The 15,958-nt window shown below is 45.9% G+C and carries 14 protein-coding genes; all 14 read left to right on the top strand.

Translation table 11 applies throughout. From position 1 onward, the window contains the following. Window positions 1-697 precede the first annotated feature (697 nt). The 14 genes from KCO92_RS06405 to KCO92_RS07475 all read left to right on the top strand — a co-directional run bounded on the left by KCO92_RS06405 (window position 698) and on the right by KCO92_RS07475 (window position 15,922). Entirely contained in the window at window positions 698-1,258 is a 561-nt protein-coding gene (locus KCO92_RS06405) for a ribonuclease H family protein (protein WP_104696333.1), read from the top strand. 301 nt (window positions 1,259-1,559) lie between these two features. Next, window positions 1,560-2,522: a GTP 3',8-cyclase MoaA gene (moaA, locus tag KCO92_RS06400; RefSeq protein WP_104696334.1), complete on the top strand. Its 963-nt coding sequence runs from the start codon at window positions 1,560-1,562 to the stop codon at window positions 2,520-2,522. Beyond that, window positions 2,523-3,599 (top strand): aminofutalosine synthase MqnE, encoded by a 1,077-nt coding sequence (gene mqnE, locus KCO92_RS06395; RefSeq protein ID WP_104696335.1) that lies wholly within the window; start codon window positions 2,523-2,525, stop codon window positions 3,597-3,599. Between the two features lie 209 nt (window positions 3,600-3,808). Continuing rightward, the gene (gene bamA / locus KCO92_RS06390) at window positions 3,809-6,229 is read left to right on the top strand and encodes an outer membrane protein assembly factor BamA (RefSeq protein WP_233709758.1); all 2,421 of its coding nucleotides are present in this window, start codon (window positions 3,809-3,811) and stop codon (window positions 6,227-6,229) included. Then, complete coding sequence (locus tag KCO92_RS06385; RefSeq protein WP_199766215.1) at window positions 6,201-7,286, top strand: dehypoxanthine futalosine cyclase; 1,086 nt, start codon at window positions 6,201-6,203, stop codon at window positions 7,284-7,286. The genes bamA and KCO92_RS06385 overlap by 29 nt, the downstream gene beginning before the upstream one ends. A 218-nt stretch (window positions 7,287-7,504) precedes the next feature. Next, window positions 7,505-8,728, top strand: coding sequence for a M16 family metallopeptidase (locus KCO92_RS06380; RefSeq protein WP_104696344.1), 1,224 nt, complete (start codon window positions 7,505-7,507; stop codon window positions 8,726-8,728). 30 nt (window positions 8,729-8,758) lie between these two features. Further along, window positions 8,759-9,010, top strand: a complete 252-nt coding sequence (locus KCO92_RS06375) for a hypothetical protein (RefSeq protein ID WP_104696337.1) — start codon at window positions 8,759-8,761, stop codon at window positions 9,008-9,010. A 9-nt stretch (window positions 9,011-9,019) separates the two neighbouring features. Further along, window positions 9,020-10,441, top strand: a complete 1,422-nt coding sequence (gatB, locus tag KCO92_RS06370; RefSeq protein ID WP_199766214.1) for an Asp-tRNA(Asn)/Glu-tRNA(Gln) amidotransferase subunit GatB — start codon at window positions 9,020-9,022, stop codon at window positions 10,439-10,441. 284 nt (window positions 10,442-10,725) lie between these two features. Then, window positions 10,726-11,832 (top strand): Cj0069 family protein, encoded by a 1,107-nt coding sequence (locus KCO92_RS06365; protein ID WP_104696339.1) that lies wholly within the window; start codon window positions 10,726-10,728, stop codon window positions 11,830-11,832. Between the two features lie 17 nt (window positions 11,833-11,849). Continuing rightward, entirely contained in the window at window positions 11,850-12,359 is a 510-nt protein-coding gene (locus KCO92_RS06360) for a C40 family peptidase (RefSeq protein WP_104696340.1), read from the top strand. An 833-nt stretch (window positions 12,360-13,192) separates the two neighbouring features. Next, window positions 13,193-13,939 carry a hypothetical protein gene (locus tag KCO92_RS06355; RefSeq protein WP_247598964.1) on the top strand — a complete coding sequence of 249 codons (747 nt, stop codon included), beginning with the start codon at window positions 13,193-13,195 and terminating at the stop codon, window positions 13,937-13,939. A gap of 24 nt (window positions 13,940-13,963) precedes the next feature. After that, window positions 13,964-14,644, top strand: a complete 681-nt coding sequence (locus tag KCO92_RS06350) for a vWA domain-containing protein (protein ID WP_104696342.1) — start codon at window positions 13,964-13,966, stop codon at window positions 14,642-14,644. Continuing rightward, window positions 14,637-15,044 (top strand): protein phosphatase 2C domain-containing protein, encoded by a 408-nt coding sequence (locus KCO92_RS07480; protein WP_233710540.1) that lies wholly within the window; start codon window positions 14,637-14,639, stop codon window positions 15,042-15,044. The genes KCO92_RS06350 and KCO92_RS07480 overlap by 8 nt, the downstream gene beginning before the upstream one ends. Window positions 15,045-15,253: 209 nt before the next feature. Next, the gene (locus KCO92_RS07475; RefSeq protein WP_247598963.1) at window positions 15,254-15,922 is read left to right on the top strand and encodes a hypothetical protein; all 669 of its coding nucleotides are present in this window, start codon (window positions 15,254-15,256) and stop codon (window positions 15,920-15,922) included. Window positions 15,923-15,958: the final 36 nt, after the last annotated feature.

Here is a 15,958-nt window from a genome sequence, read left to right as displayed (position 1 = left end):
ATAGAAAATCAAGGATAGGGGCATTCATCTAACTCGCTAAAACAAATGCGACGCATTTGCTAGAGTGGGGTTTCTGCCGGAGAGTTTTAAAGCTAGGGGCTTTAGGGCATAAGTGGTAAATTCTAGGACATCTTTCTAGGGTGCCCCAAGCGTCGTTGTACAAGAGAGTCTTTAAAGTCCCTACGGCGATTGAGTAGCAAATTATAACAATAAGCCCGTGCCGTGTTTTGCGTAGCAAATACGCTGAGTATAACATGCACTACCCTGAAGAGTACCGCCAACCTTTCGTGAACCTCAGAAGAGTTTTAACCCTGAAGATATTTTTTTAGAACCAGTTGATTGTTAGGATCGGTGTGAGCCCTCGATCAAAACAAATTGTGAGGCAGGTCTTAGGATTTGGTTGTTACTATGCTTAAGAAAACAAAAATCAAGAATAATTATGACTTTGTCCTGTTCGTTATCAAGTAGCCTACCTAAACTAATAAGCATTCTGTGTCATCGTTTTTATTTTTTCCAATAGCTTTGGAGTTGATTTTTTGATAGAGGACTAGCTGGATTTTTATAGAATTCATATGGCTTTTCTAACCCTGCTTTCAACATTTCCATGCTATCTCTCAGACCTAACATGCTACAATGCCAATACAGAGAGGACAAATCATGGACATTGGCCCTCTTATCCTCAACGCAAAGGATAGTCATGAAAAATATCACTCTCATTACGACCGGGTCAGCTAAAACCACTGGGCCATGCAAAAAATGTCAAACACGCTTGGGAATTTGTGGTTGGGCTTTCTGTGCCTTGGATAGTCAAGAGAATGTCCTGGTGGAAAATGGTGGGGCCAAACAAGGACATTGTACAAGCTTAGAATTCTACCCCATCAGCGAGGGGCTTAAGGCCGTCGTCCAGTATCAGCCCCTCCAGATCACCATTTATTGCGACCACCTGAGCATGATAGAAGCCATTAACACAAAAGGCATGCAGGCTTATGCTCTCTCCAAACAACAACAAGCCTGGCGTAATCTTCTCTTACAGCATGCTCATAAAATCCCTATCACTGCCATTCATATCCACGATAGACCCGAATTTGCAACTCTTTACTGGGAATGTGATATGCGTGCCTATAAAAACATGAAAGAGCTCTTTCTCCAGCACCATCCCCATGAAACCGTTCACGAACACTGTGCTAAAGTCCCCCCGCCCGAGTATGTTCCCAAGACCCGCGTCTATCCCTTCAGCTCCACATCTTCCAATCTTTAGATTGGGCGTTTTGCATAGGCGTTTGGAGCATGGCGCTCAATCCCAAAGACACCAGCATGATGTGGGATGTCAGAACAGCTAGTCGAGCACTCCCAAGATGGGTTTGGGGGTTTGTATTCTGACTTGCCTTTTTCTTGTCCTGCACTTCCCTAATCCCAAGGCTAAAGTGTCGCTTTGGGTAACCTCGGCGTGATAGAGGGCGTTTCAAGCTTTTGTGCGTTCTTTGCACGATACCTTACCCGGCGCTTCAATTCAGCCCAGTTTTGCTATGTTATAGAAAAATTTTCAAGAGAGGATCACGATGCTAGTGGATGACTTTGGGCGACAGATTACCTATTTGCGTGTCTCACTCACCAAACAATGCAATTTTAGATGTGCCTATTGCATGCCCACCACTCCCCTAGATTTCACCCCTCATGAGGATGTGATCCCATTGGAACACATGTTAGAGTTTTTAAAGGTCGCCATAGATGAGGGGATTGAAAAAATCCGCCTCACTGGAGGCGAGCCATTATTGCGCAAAGACCTAGTGCCCTTTATCGCACAATTGCATGCCTATAACCCCAAAGTTTTACTGGTGCTTACCACTAACGCGTTTTTACTAGAGAAGTATGCCCAATCCCTCAAGCAGGCGGGTTTGAGCCGTGTGAATATCTCTTTGGATTCACTCAAACCCAAGCGAGTGGTGCAAATTTCTAAAAAAGACGCGTTGGGGGCCGTATTGAGAGGTATTGAAGCAGCCTTGCAAGTGGGGTTAAAGCTCAAATTTAACATGGTGGTGCTCAGGGGAGTGAATGCAGATGAGATTTTAGATCTCTTGGAATTTGCCCAAGAGAAGAATGCTCAGATTCGCTACATTGAATTTATGGAAAATACCCATGCGAGTGCTTCCTTACAGGGCGTTTCTCAGGCGCAGATTTTAGAGGCTATTATGGCCAAATACCAAATCGTGGGTGTACCCCAAAAAGAGCTAGGACCTGCACAAATTTACACCCTAGAAAACGGTTACCAATTTGGGATTATTGCCCCTCATAAGGAGGATTTTTGCAAGAGTTGTAACCGCGTGCGCGTGAGCGCAGATGGAACTTTGTTTCCTTGTTTATATTACCAAGATAGCGTGAATGCTAAGGAGGCAATTTTGAGTACTGAGCGCGTGCGCATGCAGAGTGCGCTGAGGCAGGCGGTGGCCAACAAGCCCGAAAAGAATCTTTGGAGTGGGACCTATCAAATTTCTGAACGCGCATTTTACCAAACCGGAGGCTAAATGGATTTACTCACACAGGCTTTAGATTCGCAGGATTTAGACGCGATTAGTCTAGTCAAACTTTATGATTACGATCTCTACACTTTAGGTGAGGCAGCCCATGCTATCCGCACACGCTTTCACCAAAATCAGGTTTTTTTCAACACCAATCGCCACCTCAACCCGAGTAATATCTGTGCGGATAGTTGTAAATTCTGTGCCTTTTCGGCGAGTCGTAAAAACCCTAATCCTTATGAAATGGGGCATGCGGAAATTTTGGAGCAGATTGAGGCGGCTTACCAAGCGGGGGTTAAAGAGGTGCATGTGGTAAGCGCGCATAACCCAAATTACACTTATGAATGGTATTTGGAGCTGTTTAGACTCATCAAGGCACGTATGCCCGATTTGCATTTAAAGGCGATGACGGCCGCTGAGGTACATTTTTTAAGCACCAAATTCCAGCATCCCTACCAAAAAGTTCTGGAGGATATGCTGGAAGCGGGAGTGGATTCTATGCCCGGAGGTGGAGCGGAAATCTTTGATGAGGGGGTGCGCAAGCGCATTTGTGGGGGTAAGGTGAGCTCAAAGCGTTGGCTAGAAATCCATCAATATTGGCACTCTCTAGGTAGAATGAGCAACGCGACCATGCTCTTTGGGCATATTGAGAGTAAGGAAGATCGCCTAGATCACATGCTCCGCCTTAAAGCTGCTCAAAGTCCCCATGCTGTGGAGAAAAAAGGGGGGTTTAATGCCTTTATTCCCCTTCTCTACCAACGCGATAACAATTTCTTAAAAATTCCCCGTAGTCCTAGCGCAGTGGAGATTCTCAAAACCATCGCCATCGCGCGCATCGTCTTGCAAAATATCCCTCACATTAAGGCTTACTGGGCAACTTTAGGGCTCAACTTAGCCTTAGTAGCCCAAGAATTTGGGGCAGATGATTTGGATGGCACTATTGGTGTAGAGAAGATTCAATCTGCCGCAGGGGCTAAGAGCGCGAGCGGGCTGGCTAAAGAAGATTTGATCGCCCAGATCAAGGATGCCAAATTCCAACCCGTAGAACGAGACAGCCTTTATAACACTTTGAGGGTGTGGTAGGCTGTTAAATTTCCATTTACTTTGGTTTATTTTTTTATGACACTTAAGGCTCGGATGCGCTATAATCCAAGCTCATAGTCATGCAAGTTTAGAGGTGTTCCATTAAAAAGTTTCTCACGATCGTTTTGGTATGTGCGGGGCAATTATTCTTGCCTGTAAACGCCCAAGAGGCTAGGATTACAAGCATAGAGTATAAGGACCTCTCCTATATGTCTGATATGCTTGCAGGCGAGATTGTCAAGCTCAAGAAAAACGATTCGCTGGACTTAGAGAGAGTCGATGAGGCAATTTTAGACCTCTATAACCAAGGTTATTTTGAAGATGTCTATGCCACTTTCAAAGATGGTAAATTAGTGTTTCACTTCAAAGAAAAGCCTCGCATTGCTGGGGTGGAAATCAAGGGATATGGCACGGAGAAAGAGAAAGAAAATCTCTATGCCCAAATGGGAATTAAAAAGGGGGATACTTATGATGAAAATAAACTTGAAAACGCCAAGTACATTCTCAAGGCTGCGTTAGAACAACAAGGTTTCTATGGAAGTGTGGTGGAAACACGCACGGAGAGTTTGGCCAATGGGGGGGCTTATCGCATTGTGTTCCATGTCAATCGGGGCAATCACATCTACATCACTAGATCCACTTACGAGGGTCGAGAGCAACTCAAGTCTAGGGTGGTAGAATCATTGAGTGCCAACAAACAACGCGATTTTATGGGCTGGATGTGGGGGCTCAACTCAGGGAAATTGCACTTAAACGAATTGGAATACGACTCCATGCGCATCCAAGATGTCTATTTACGTCATGGCTTTTTGGATGTGAATGTGTCCTCTCCTTTTTTGAATACCAACTTTGCGACCCACAAAGCCAAGCTTTACTATAAAGTCAAAGAGGGGATTCAATACCGCGTTTCTGGCATTGAAATTCAGATTGACAAGCCCATTATTCCCATTCCCAAACTCCTCAAGGGACTTAAAGTTAAAAAGGGGTTGGTGTTCAATATCGAGAACATGCGCACGGATGCCCAGGTTTTAAAACGCCAAGTAGCTGATAAGGGCTATGCCTTTGCCGTGGTCAAACCTGACTTGGATAAAGACGAAGAAAATGGCAAGGTCAAGGTGATTTATCGCATTGAAACCGGGGATTTGGTCTACATCAACGACATCATCATCTCGGGTAACCAACGCACCAGCGATCGGGTGATCCGCCGTGAGGTCTATCTCAACCCTAAAGAACGCTATAGTTTGACCAAGGTGGCTAACTCAGAGAGTGCTCTGCGCCGTTTGGGCTTTTTCTCTAAGGTCAAGATCGAAGAGCGGCGCGTCAATAGTGAATTGATGGATTTATTGGTCAATGTAGAGGAAGGGCGCACGGGGCAAGTGCAATTTGGTTTGGGTTATGGGAGCTATGGGGGATTGATGCTCAATGGGAGTGTGAGTGAGAAAAACCTCTTTGGGACAGGCCAAAGTATGAGCTTGTATGCCAACGTTGCCACAGGGGGAGGGAATCGTAACTACGGGATCAGAGGAAGTGGGCGCTCCTTTTCGGGGAACTTGACCCTACGCAACCCTCGAATCTTTGATAGCCGCTACAGCTCTTCGCTCAGTCTTTTTGCAGAGTATATCATTAACTACAACTATATCCAACAGGGCGGGGGATTTAGCGCCACTGTGGGGCGTATGCTCACCAACACCTTTAGCATGAACTTGGGCTATAACTACAACATCACTAAAATCGTTGGCTTTTCTAGCCCTCTCTATGAGATGTTTTATAGTAGCAAAGACACGATCATCCGTTTCCCCAATGGCCAGCCTGCGCCCGGACCTGATGGCCGCCCTCTCCATGGACTTTGGAATCGCGATTACCACACGCCTACCACCAGCTCTTTCACCCTAACCACGAATTTTGATAACACCGATGACTACTATTTTCCTAAAAATGGCTTCACCTTCTATAACTACACTACCATGGCTGGTCTGCCCTCTGCGGGCGGGCTGAATTCCTGGAATGGTTTGGGTGGTAATGTGCGCAACACCAAGGTTTATGGCAAATTTGCTGCCTACCACCACCTACAAAAATACATTCTCATTGACTTGATTGCGCGCTTTAAAACGCAGGGAGGCTATATTTTCCGCTATAATCCCCAGGATTATCTGCCCTTAAACTCTGTCTTCTATTTAGGGGGTGTTACCACGATTCGAGGCTTTAGAAGCAATTCTATCACCCCTAAAACCCCAGAGGGAATGTGGGTAGGAGGAGATGGGGTCTATACGGGTGCAGTGGAGCTGAGTTATGGTTTGTTGAAAGCAGCTAAAATGCGTGTAGCATGGTTTTTTGACTGGGGCTTTTTGACCTTTAAAACAGATAGCAAAACGGGGGGCTTTTGGCGCAACACTTACGCGAGCGATGTCAACTTTAGAGACTATGGTATCATTGGATCGGGTTATGAACATGGTACTTGGCGCGCTTCTACGGGAATTCAGATTGAGTGGATTTCGCCCATGGGTCCCTTGGTGCTTATCTTCCCCATCGCCTTCTTCAACGATTGGAGCGATAAGAAAGGGCTCTTTTTCAACCCAAATATGCATGACATTACGCAACGCTTTGAGTTTTCTATGGGAACGCGTTTTTAGAAGGACAAACATGCCACGACTAGACAGACAGACACTTTTAGAATGGATGGAGCACAAACCCCTCAAAGAACTGGGGCGTTTGGCTTTGCTCAAGAAACAAGAGTTACACCCCGATGATATTACAACTTTCATTGTAGATCGCAATATTAACTACACCAATATTTGCTTTGTGGATTGTAAATTTTGTGCTTTCAAGCGCACCATGAAAGACGCAGATGCCTACCTTTTGGATTTTGAAACGATCGATCGCAAAATTGAGGAATTGCTAGCCATTGGAGGCACACAGATTTTATTTCAGGGTGGAGTGCACCCCCAACTCAAAATTGATTACTATGAAGATTTAATCTCCCACATCGCCCAAAAATTTCCCACCATCACTATTCATGGCTTTTCCGCAGTGGAGATCGACTACATTGCTAAAATCTCTCGACTTTCCCTTGTAGAGGTTTTAGAACGTTTAAAAGCCGCAGGATTGAGTTCAATCCCGGGGGCAGGTGCGGAAATTTTGAGCGATCGGGTGCGTGCGGTGATCGCTCCTAAGAAACTCAGTGCAGATCGTTGGATTGAAGTACATAGGCAGGCGCATAAGTGCGGAATCAAGAGCACAGCGACCATGATGTTTGGGAGCGTGGACACCAATGAAGATGTGGTCGAACACTTGGAGAGGGTGCGTGATTTACAAGAGGAAACGGGGGGGTTTAGAGCCTTTATTCTGTGGAGCTTCCAGCCCAATTTCACCCCCCTGCAACAAGAAAGACCTGATATTAAGAAAGCGAGTGCAAACCGCTATTTGCGTCTGTTGGCTTGCAGTCGTCTATTTTTAGATAATATCCCCAATATTCAAAGTTCGTGGGTTACACAGGGGGCGATGATTGGGCAGTTAGCTTTGCTCTTTGGAGCTAATGATTTGGGGAGTGTGATGATGGAGGAAAATGTGGTCAAAGCGGCGGGCACGAGTTTTTGCATGAATCAAGAAGAGATGATTGCCTTGGTTGCCGATTTAGGAGGCAGGGCGGCCAAGCGCAACACTGCGTATGAGATTTTGGAGAGGTATTAATGGGCACGAGGTTTAAGGGCGCACGCTATGCGCTCTTGTTAGTTGTAGCAGTGGTGGTGTTAATTGTAATAGGAGCATGGATGGAACAGACAAAACAAAATCAGGAACAGAGCGCTCACAGGGTCATTAAACGCGATCAGGTGGGTGAGGGCATTCAATACCTGGAAATTAAGGGGATTAAAATCCCCGTAATCTATGAGGAAAATCATTTACTACCTATGGGCACGATTCGTCTCATGTTCATCGGTGGGGGGAATTTGATGGATAAAGATAAGTACGGATTATCCAAACTGAGCGCAGAGATGCTTAATGAGGGTACAAAAGAGTTAGGCAGCGTTAAGTTTGCCGAGCAGTTGGAGCAACTTGCTATCACACTGGACACAGATATTAGATTGGAGTCTTTGCACATCGATTTGGGGTTCTTAAAGGAGTATCAACAAAAAGCCGTTGGGTATTTACATGACCTGCTCCTTTCACCTAATCTCACTCCCAGCGCTCTAGAGAAAGTGCAAAAACACATGGTTGCCAGTGCTTTGACGAAAATGAGTAATTTTGATTACATCGCACAGCTGGAGCTCAATAAAATTCTATTTGCCAACACTCCCCTAGCCCATCCAGCTGTAGGAACTCCCAAGACTATTCAGAGCATTTCACTTGATGATGTCAAAAAACGTTTAGAAGATGCTCTGGACATCGAGCGACTTATTATTGTGATGGGGGGGGATATGGATGTGCAGCAAACCTTAGAACAGCTCAAACCCTTGCTAGAAACTCTGCCCTCTAACAAGCCCTTCTTCACGCCACACTTTAGCACAGTGGAGCAAGCCCAAGAGAAAGTCATTTATAAGGACACGCAGCAGGCTTATATTTATTTTGGTTCGCCCTTTCACATGCAGGACTTGGAAAAAGAATTGCCTCTAGCTAAGGTGATGAGCTTTGTACTGGGTTCAAGCGGATTTGGCTCGCGCTTAATGGATATGATTCGTGTGAAAGAAGGTTTGGCTTACAGCGCTTACATGCGTGTGCAACTCTCGCGTATCATTAATTGTGCCACGGGCTATCTGCAGACTAAACTAGAAAACCAAGATAAAAGCATTGCGTTAGTCAAGCAAGTGGTGAAAGACTTTGTGCAAAAAGGCATCACCCAAGAAGAGTTAGAGGGGGCTAAAAAATTCTTACTAGGTTCTGAACCTTTAGCCAATGAAACCCTAGGCAAACGCCTGACAACTAAATTTCACAATTTTTACTTGGGTCTGCCTTTGGATTACGACAAGGTAATGCTAGAACGCATTAAGAATTTAACATTAGAGGAGATCAACGCGTATATCAAATCTCACCCAGAGGTAGCAAATTTGAGTTTTAGCGTCTTGACCATGGACCCCAAAATCCAAGCTAAAAAAGCCGCTCAAAAGGAAAAAATGGTGCCTGTGGAGCGTAAGTAGCAATTCTAGGGTATTTGGTGGAGATTTTGGATGGGAACTTTCATCCTCTGCTTGCTTGGACTCCTAGTTTTAGGCGGGCTTGTGCGCTTGTTTCCAGTGGTCTTTGACCTATTGATCGAATCGGGAGTCTTTTTGATAGTCGCGCTTGCGATCGGATTTGCGCTTGCGCTTGTTGTTGTGGTGGTGGTCTTTTTTGCCCATGCAGTAGTCATCTTACTAGGGCTGGCCCTGGTAGTCGTAGCGATAGCAATCGTCCTAAGAATATTTGGCATTAAATTTTAAAGGATTTTCATGTTTGAAACCATTATCGGGCTAGAGGTACACACCCAGCTCAACACCCAGAGCAAGATTTTTTGTAGCTGTCCGACCAGCTTTAAAGACACCCCCAATAGCAACACCTGCCCCGTGTGTTTAGGCCTACCCGGGGCTTTGCCCGTGCTCAATGAGGCTGCTTTGAAAAAGGCCATTGCCTTTGGGATGGCGATTAATGCCACGATCAACCAAGACTCCATATTTGCGCGCAAGAATTACTTTTACCCCGATTTGCCCAAGGCCTACCAAATTTCTCAATTTGAGATTCCCATCGTGAGTGCAGGGTATTTGGATATTGAAACGGAAGGAGGATTTAAGCGTATTGGTATTGAGCGCGCCCACTTGGAAGAAGACGCGGGGAAAAATATCCATGAGGGGGAGTTTTCCAAAGTAGATTTGAATCGCGCAGGCACACCCCTTTTAGAAATTGTAAGTCGCCCAGATTTGCGTAGCGCACAGGAAGCCATTAGCTATCTAAAGAAGTTACACGCTTTGGTGCGCTTTTTGGGCATTTCTGATGCTAACATGCAGGAGGGCAATTTTCGCTGCGATGCCAATGTGTCCATTCGCCCCAAGGGAGAGGAGAAGCTCTATACCCGTGTGGAAATCAAGAATCTCAATAGTTTTAGATTCATTCAAAAAGCCATCGATTACGAAGTGGAACGCCAAATTGAGGCCTTTGAGCGGGGCACTTATGCTAGCGAAGTGGTGCAAGAAACTAGGCTTTTTGACACCACCAAGGGAATCACTCAGTCTATGCGCGATAAAGAGGGTTCAGCGGATTATCGCTATTTCCCTGATCCTGATTTGAGGCGCGTGCACATCCCCCAAGCCCTCTTAGAGCAGGACATCCCCGAACTACCCGATGCCAAAAAAGCGCGCTACATAGAATTGGGCGTTAAGCCTGAGGATGCGTCTATGTTGGTGAGTGATGTTGCCATTGCAGAGTATTTTGAAGAGATGATTAACATGGGGGCGAGCATAAAAGCAAGTGTGTCTTGGCTGTGCGTGGAGTTGCTAGGACGCCTCGAGGGGCAGGAATTAGAACACTGCAAAGTGAGCGCGCAAACTTTGGGCGCTTTAGTGCAACGCATCGATGACAAAAAAATCTCGGGCAAGGCAGGTAAAGAGATTTTAGACGCTCTGCTTGCTCAAAACGCGAGCCAGCCTAGCGATGTGGATGCCCTCATTGAAAAGCTGGGATTAGCCCAAGTGCAAGATCAAGAGGAATTGCTGCGTGCCATTGAAGCTGTGCTGTGCGCGCACCCTGACAAGGTGGCAGAATACAAGGGGGGTAAGGTGAAACTCTTGGGCTTTTTTGTGGGGCAGACGCTCAAAAGCTTGAAGGGCGCAGACCCCAGCGCACTCAACGCACTTTTAAAGGAAAAGCTAGAAAGTTAGCTGATCGTGCGCGGGTTAAAACTTGAGGGGGTTCTGAGGTGTCTTCATGGGCTTAGGAGGGTTTGGCGTGAGATGTTGGCAGGGACAATCAATATCCTATCATTTAGGCTTAAATCCTCTTTGACACATCCATAGCTAGAACAAGTTTTAGAGGTAAATAAGTTCTCGTCATAGTTGTTTGACTGATTTTAAGCAAAAAATCCTCCTTACTCAAGTTTCCCCCATCTATCTGCTACAATAACACCAGCGGGTTACCGCGAACAATCTTTTTTTTGGAGGACATGATGAAAAAGCATGTGGTATTTTTTGAGGCAGTAGGTGGGACGGACAAGGGCAGAGATGGACACAGGCGCGATACCATGCCCATGATGGATTACCTAAAGAAACTTGGATGGCATGCCGAAGTGGTGCAACTCAGCGATGAGATTTTAAAAGATGCCAAGAAAACTGAGAGTATTTATGAGTATGTGCAGGCGCATGCCGATGCCTATGTGTCCCGTGTCAATCCAGGCAATCTCAAAGAGGAGAAACTCTACTTCGACCTTTTGCGCAAACTCTGCGATCATGGCGTGATTGGCATGCCCCACCCAGATGCGATGATCGGTTATGGAGCCAAAGATGCGCTCACCAAGCTAGCCGATACCGAGTTGGTACCCGATGACACCTACGCCTATTATGACCCAGCTGAAGCTAAACGCATTGGAGTAACTTGGGCAGACAAGCACGACTTTAAAAAGACCTTCCCCAAAACTCTGGCTAAGGGCGAGCGAGTTTTAAAGCAAAATCGTGGCTCTACGGGTGAGGGCATTTGGCGCGTACAATTAGAGGAGCCTTTGCCTGCAGGGGCGAGCGAAGTCCCCTTAGATGCTAAAATTAAATGCACCGAAGCCGTGGACAATCATGTAGAGCACCGCAAACTGGGAGAGTTCATGGATTTTTGTGAAAAATACTTAGTTGGGGATAATGGCATGCTAGTAGACATGACCTTTTTACCCCGCATTAAAGAGGGTGAAATCCGTATTTTAATGCTCTACAAACACCCCATTTATGTAGTGCATAAAAAACCTGCTGAAGGTGCAGACGCTTTCAGTGCAACTCTCTTTAGCGGAGCTAAATACCGCTACGATAAACCCGAACAATGGGATAATTTGGTGCACTACTTCCTAAGGCAACTCCCCCATATCCAAAGCAAGCTGGGTAATTACGATCTGCCTCTGATTTGGACGGCAGACTTTATCTTGGATACCGATGAACATGGCAAGGACAAGTACATCTTAGGCGAAATCAACTGCTCTTGTGTGGGCTTCACCACTCCCGTAGAGTTTTTAGACAAAACCGCGCGTAAAGTGGCCAATACGATCATTGACATCGTGGAAGATAAACTTAGCTGAACCGCGAGAGGACTGCCATGTTGCCCCTAATTTTTGGTTTGCCCGCTGCCTTAAACTTAGCCGAGTCTTTCATTGATAATGTTTTTAGAGACAAGGTTACCCCCAAACTTGGGAGTATCTTATACTGTCGTCTCATAGGGCCTACTACCCACACGGGGATTTATGTAGGCGATCAGAGGATTGTCGAATTGCTAGGCTCGGGCGAGGTCAAGCTCTCCACCCCTAAAGAGTTTATCAGCGGTACGCAAGCAATGAGCATTTATGTTTCTTGTCGGGGCAATGAAGCCGTGGGCTTTGCCCAAGCGGCACAAAGGGCAAAAAGTCTTGTAGGCAAAACTCTGGACTACCCCACTATGGGTGTCCCCACAGAAAAGCACGAGCGCAATTGCCATTGTTTCGTCTACGAGTGTCTTACAGGTAAACACGACAGCCAAAAGTGGACTTTGCTAGACATTGAGGCCAAGTTTCGGGGCGAATATTTTGACAACTGGCGGGTGTGGGACTTAACAAGCGAAGAGTTATTTTAGCCTTATACTGCTGCTTGATAAGTCCAACAACCTGCATGGGTGTATGTGGGAAGGGGGTTTTAGGTTGTTAGGCCTGAGCAAGCAAGCTATCTAGTCTTAAAGAGTTCGCCAGCACCATCCCAAGCTAGCAACTACCCGAAATACATCCATGTTGGGTGGCATTGCAAAAAGTTTCAAGAACTTGTTAACCTTTTTATGTTGCAGTTCACCCATTCACCCATTCACCCATTCACCCATTCACCCATTCACCGGGGCGGGGGCGGATAGAGGTAGGGTTTTAGGAGTTTGGTTGCTGATGAAACAAAAGCCTGACCTATTGGCCTTGCTTCAAAGGCATGACACCCTTTTAAGACTCTCCGGCAGAAATCCCGCTCGTCTTTAGCGGGGATGAATGCCACTAATTTGTGGTATAGTGTCCCCATACATTCGTATCTAGCGCAGGAAGTGTGCAAAGTTACGCCTTTGGAGATACGATGTGTGAGACCTGTAGGGAATGCGTTGGAGCTCAAACTCTGTAAAATCCCTACTATAGGGCACAGAGTGAAAACCAAACTCTCCCTACGGGCAACATCGGCCAAGGAAGCCCAAATGTCTTTAGCATTTGGGTGCTTCACTTGATGGGAGCGCGCTTGTAGAGGGCGTGTTTTGGAAAATTTATAACGACACTCTTAGAGAAATTTGACAAGAAACCCAAAAGAAAATCGGTGTTCCTGAAGATATCTTAGAACGCATCAACGAGCAACGCTCCACTGATCAAAGCTACCAAGAAGCATATAGACAATATCTTTCTATCCAAAAGGAGATTATCGGCGTGCCGGGCACACTCAAAGAGGTTGTTAATCTTAAGAAAAACCTACTTTTTACTCACTAAAGTCAAAACCAATCAACGTGTGTGTATGCTCACATGCCTACTCAAAAACCAGCAGGGCGAGTGTGTGGGTTATTTGATGCCCAAAGCAGAGGGCAAGACCTTACAGCACATTTTAGGGGGCTCTAAAGATGTGAAACAATACATTCCTAATTGGAATATGAAAGACCTAGTGCGTTTGTGCATGAGCTTTTTAAAAACGGCGCAATCCTTGCACGATAAGGGGATTTTGATTGGCGACATCAATCCTAATAATCTTATCTTTACCTCTGATGCCGAAATGTTTTTTATCGATTGTGATAGCTACCAAGTGGGTAAATACTCTTGTCCCGTTGCCGACCCCGCCTACCTAGTCCCCGAACATGCTGGCAAACACATGAGCGAAGTGATGCGCTCTAAGAGCGATGAATACTACGCCATTGCTTGTTTATTATTTGTGATCTTGACTCTAGGCGTGCATCCTTATAACCACAAAGGTTTGGGGCGAAAAGAGGCGATGGAGCGGGGAGAATTTGCCTATCCTCTCAATGGTGCAGATATGTCCTTAGTGCCCAAGGGACGGGCTAGGGATCATTGGGTGCGCTTGAGCCCCAAATTGCAAGGGTATTTCTATGGGAGTTTCCAAAAGGACGGGGCGTTTTACGAACCCAAAAAACGCCTCCCCCCGCCCAAATGGCTGGACGCTCTCAACAAATTCTACCAACATCTATAAATTCATCATAACAAAGAAGCAACAATGAGTGATTCAGATACAGAATACACCGAAGAGTTAGCCGACAACCCCACCAAGCGAGTGCCCATATGCCTTTGCTTGGACACCAGCGGTTCAATGGAGGGCAATCCCATTGAAGAGCTTAACCAAGGTGTGGAGTTATTTTACAAAGAGGTGAATGATCACCCCGTTGCTAGACAAGCTGCCGATGTATGCATTGTAACCTTTGGGGACAATGGGGTGAGTTTGGTGCAAGACTTCCAAAGCATTCGTGATGAATCTGCGCCTCGTTTTAGTGCCAGTGGCGTCACTCCTATGGGTGAGGCGGTGAATGAAGGGTTAGATCACCTAGATAGGCGCAAACAAGAGTATAAAGACAGCGGCACGGAATACTTCCAACCATGGCTGGTGATCATTAGTGATGGCGTTCCTACAGATGATATTAATAGCGCGTGCAAGCGCACTAGCGACATGGCCAAGAGTAAAAAACTCACCATCTTTCCCATCATTGTTGAGGATAGGGATGCGAGCATTTTAAGGCAATTTTCACCTCCCCCCCCTACGCCCCCCGTCAAACTTAAAGGCTTGGAGTTTAAAGAGTTTTTTAAATGGCTGGCGCAAAGTGTGATTAGGGCTTCACAATCGCGTCCGGGCGAAAAGGTGACTCTACCGGATATGAGCGAATGGGCGGAGATGGATGTTTAAATGGCACACCATCGGGCATGCCGTGCAAGGCAGGGGGCGTGAGGATGCAAGACCGCCCATTGAATGCCAAGATAAGATTGACCCTTCTGAGCCCACAACTTACAACCCCAGCGAGATGGCTATCATCGCCCTTGCCGATGGGGCGGGTTCAGCTAAATTTTCTCATTTAGGTGCAGAGGAAACACTAAAAGTCGTTACACAAGATTTGCATGAAAACTTCACGCGCTACACTAACATGGAACACCCTGGGGAGGTCAGTAGCGCGATTTTGGGGCGAGTGATGCAAACCTTACAAGAGTTGTCTATCCAAAAAACGAACGCACTCCAACGCGATAAGAGCGACATTGAGGGCATTTTTCAAGCCATTTTAGAGGAAGTCCAAGCGATTCAAAACTGGTGAGCAGAACACCACCTGCCCCTAATAGACGCTTTGCAAACTCTGCAAGCGCACACCCCCACAAATTATCGAGGACAAAACACCCAGGCCATAATCCAAGCAGCCCTAAAGGACATGGATAACAAAATTAAGATGTTGCCAGGAAGTTTTCAGGCTAAGGCTTATGAACTCAAATTTAGCTCACTTAAAGACACACTTGCAACATTAAAGAATTGTTAAAAAAGAATGCTCCCATTGAAGAAACATACCACAAGATCAAAAGCAAGATTGTGGATGTGATTCAAAAGACTAAGAATAAACGCAAAGGACTTTTAGAGAGGTTTTCAAGATGGCTTGAAGCCTTATTGGGTTTAGAGCCAGATATGCAAGAAGAGGCGCAGGACGCGCTCAATGACTTAAAAAAACTTCTGTCCCTAGCCCAGCCTTCTGGTTCTTCTGGCACATTGTGCATGCCAACTAAAGACCTTAGATGCTACAACTTAACTCGGATACAAAAGACAATCGCCAACCATGAAGGCACTTCAAAAAGACAAATTATCCGCTCTTTTGAGGATTATAAAGCCCTTTTAGATCAAGTCAAGAGGGTGGCTTTTGAAGATTGGCAAGAAGAAAGTTTAGATTTTTTGTTCAATTTTGTGTTTAATGTGCGTGAAGAGTATAAACAGCGCTTTGAGATGATCAAGACACAAATTCAACAAGCCAACAAAACCGCACAAGCCTATCAACGCGATCTCTTAGGCGAGATACGCACCAAAGAGCAAGAGCGTGCAGGCTTAGAAAAGCAGTTTAAAAACCTCAAAAACAATGCCATGCACTTAGAGGACAATTTAAAACTCCTCAGCAGAAACCCCACTCTAGCAAATGCGTCGCATTTGTTTTAGCGAGTTAGATGAATGCCCCTATCCTTGATTTTCTAT

Origin of the sequence: Helicobacter salomonis (genome assembly GCF_017979425.1) — a bacterium.
GTDB lineage: Bacteria > Campylobacterota > Campylobacteria > Campylobacterales > Helicobacteraceae > Helicobacter > Helicobacter salomonis.
This window is presented reverse-complemented; position numbering and strand designations above follow the sequence as displayed.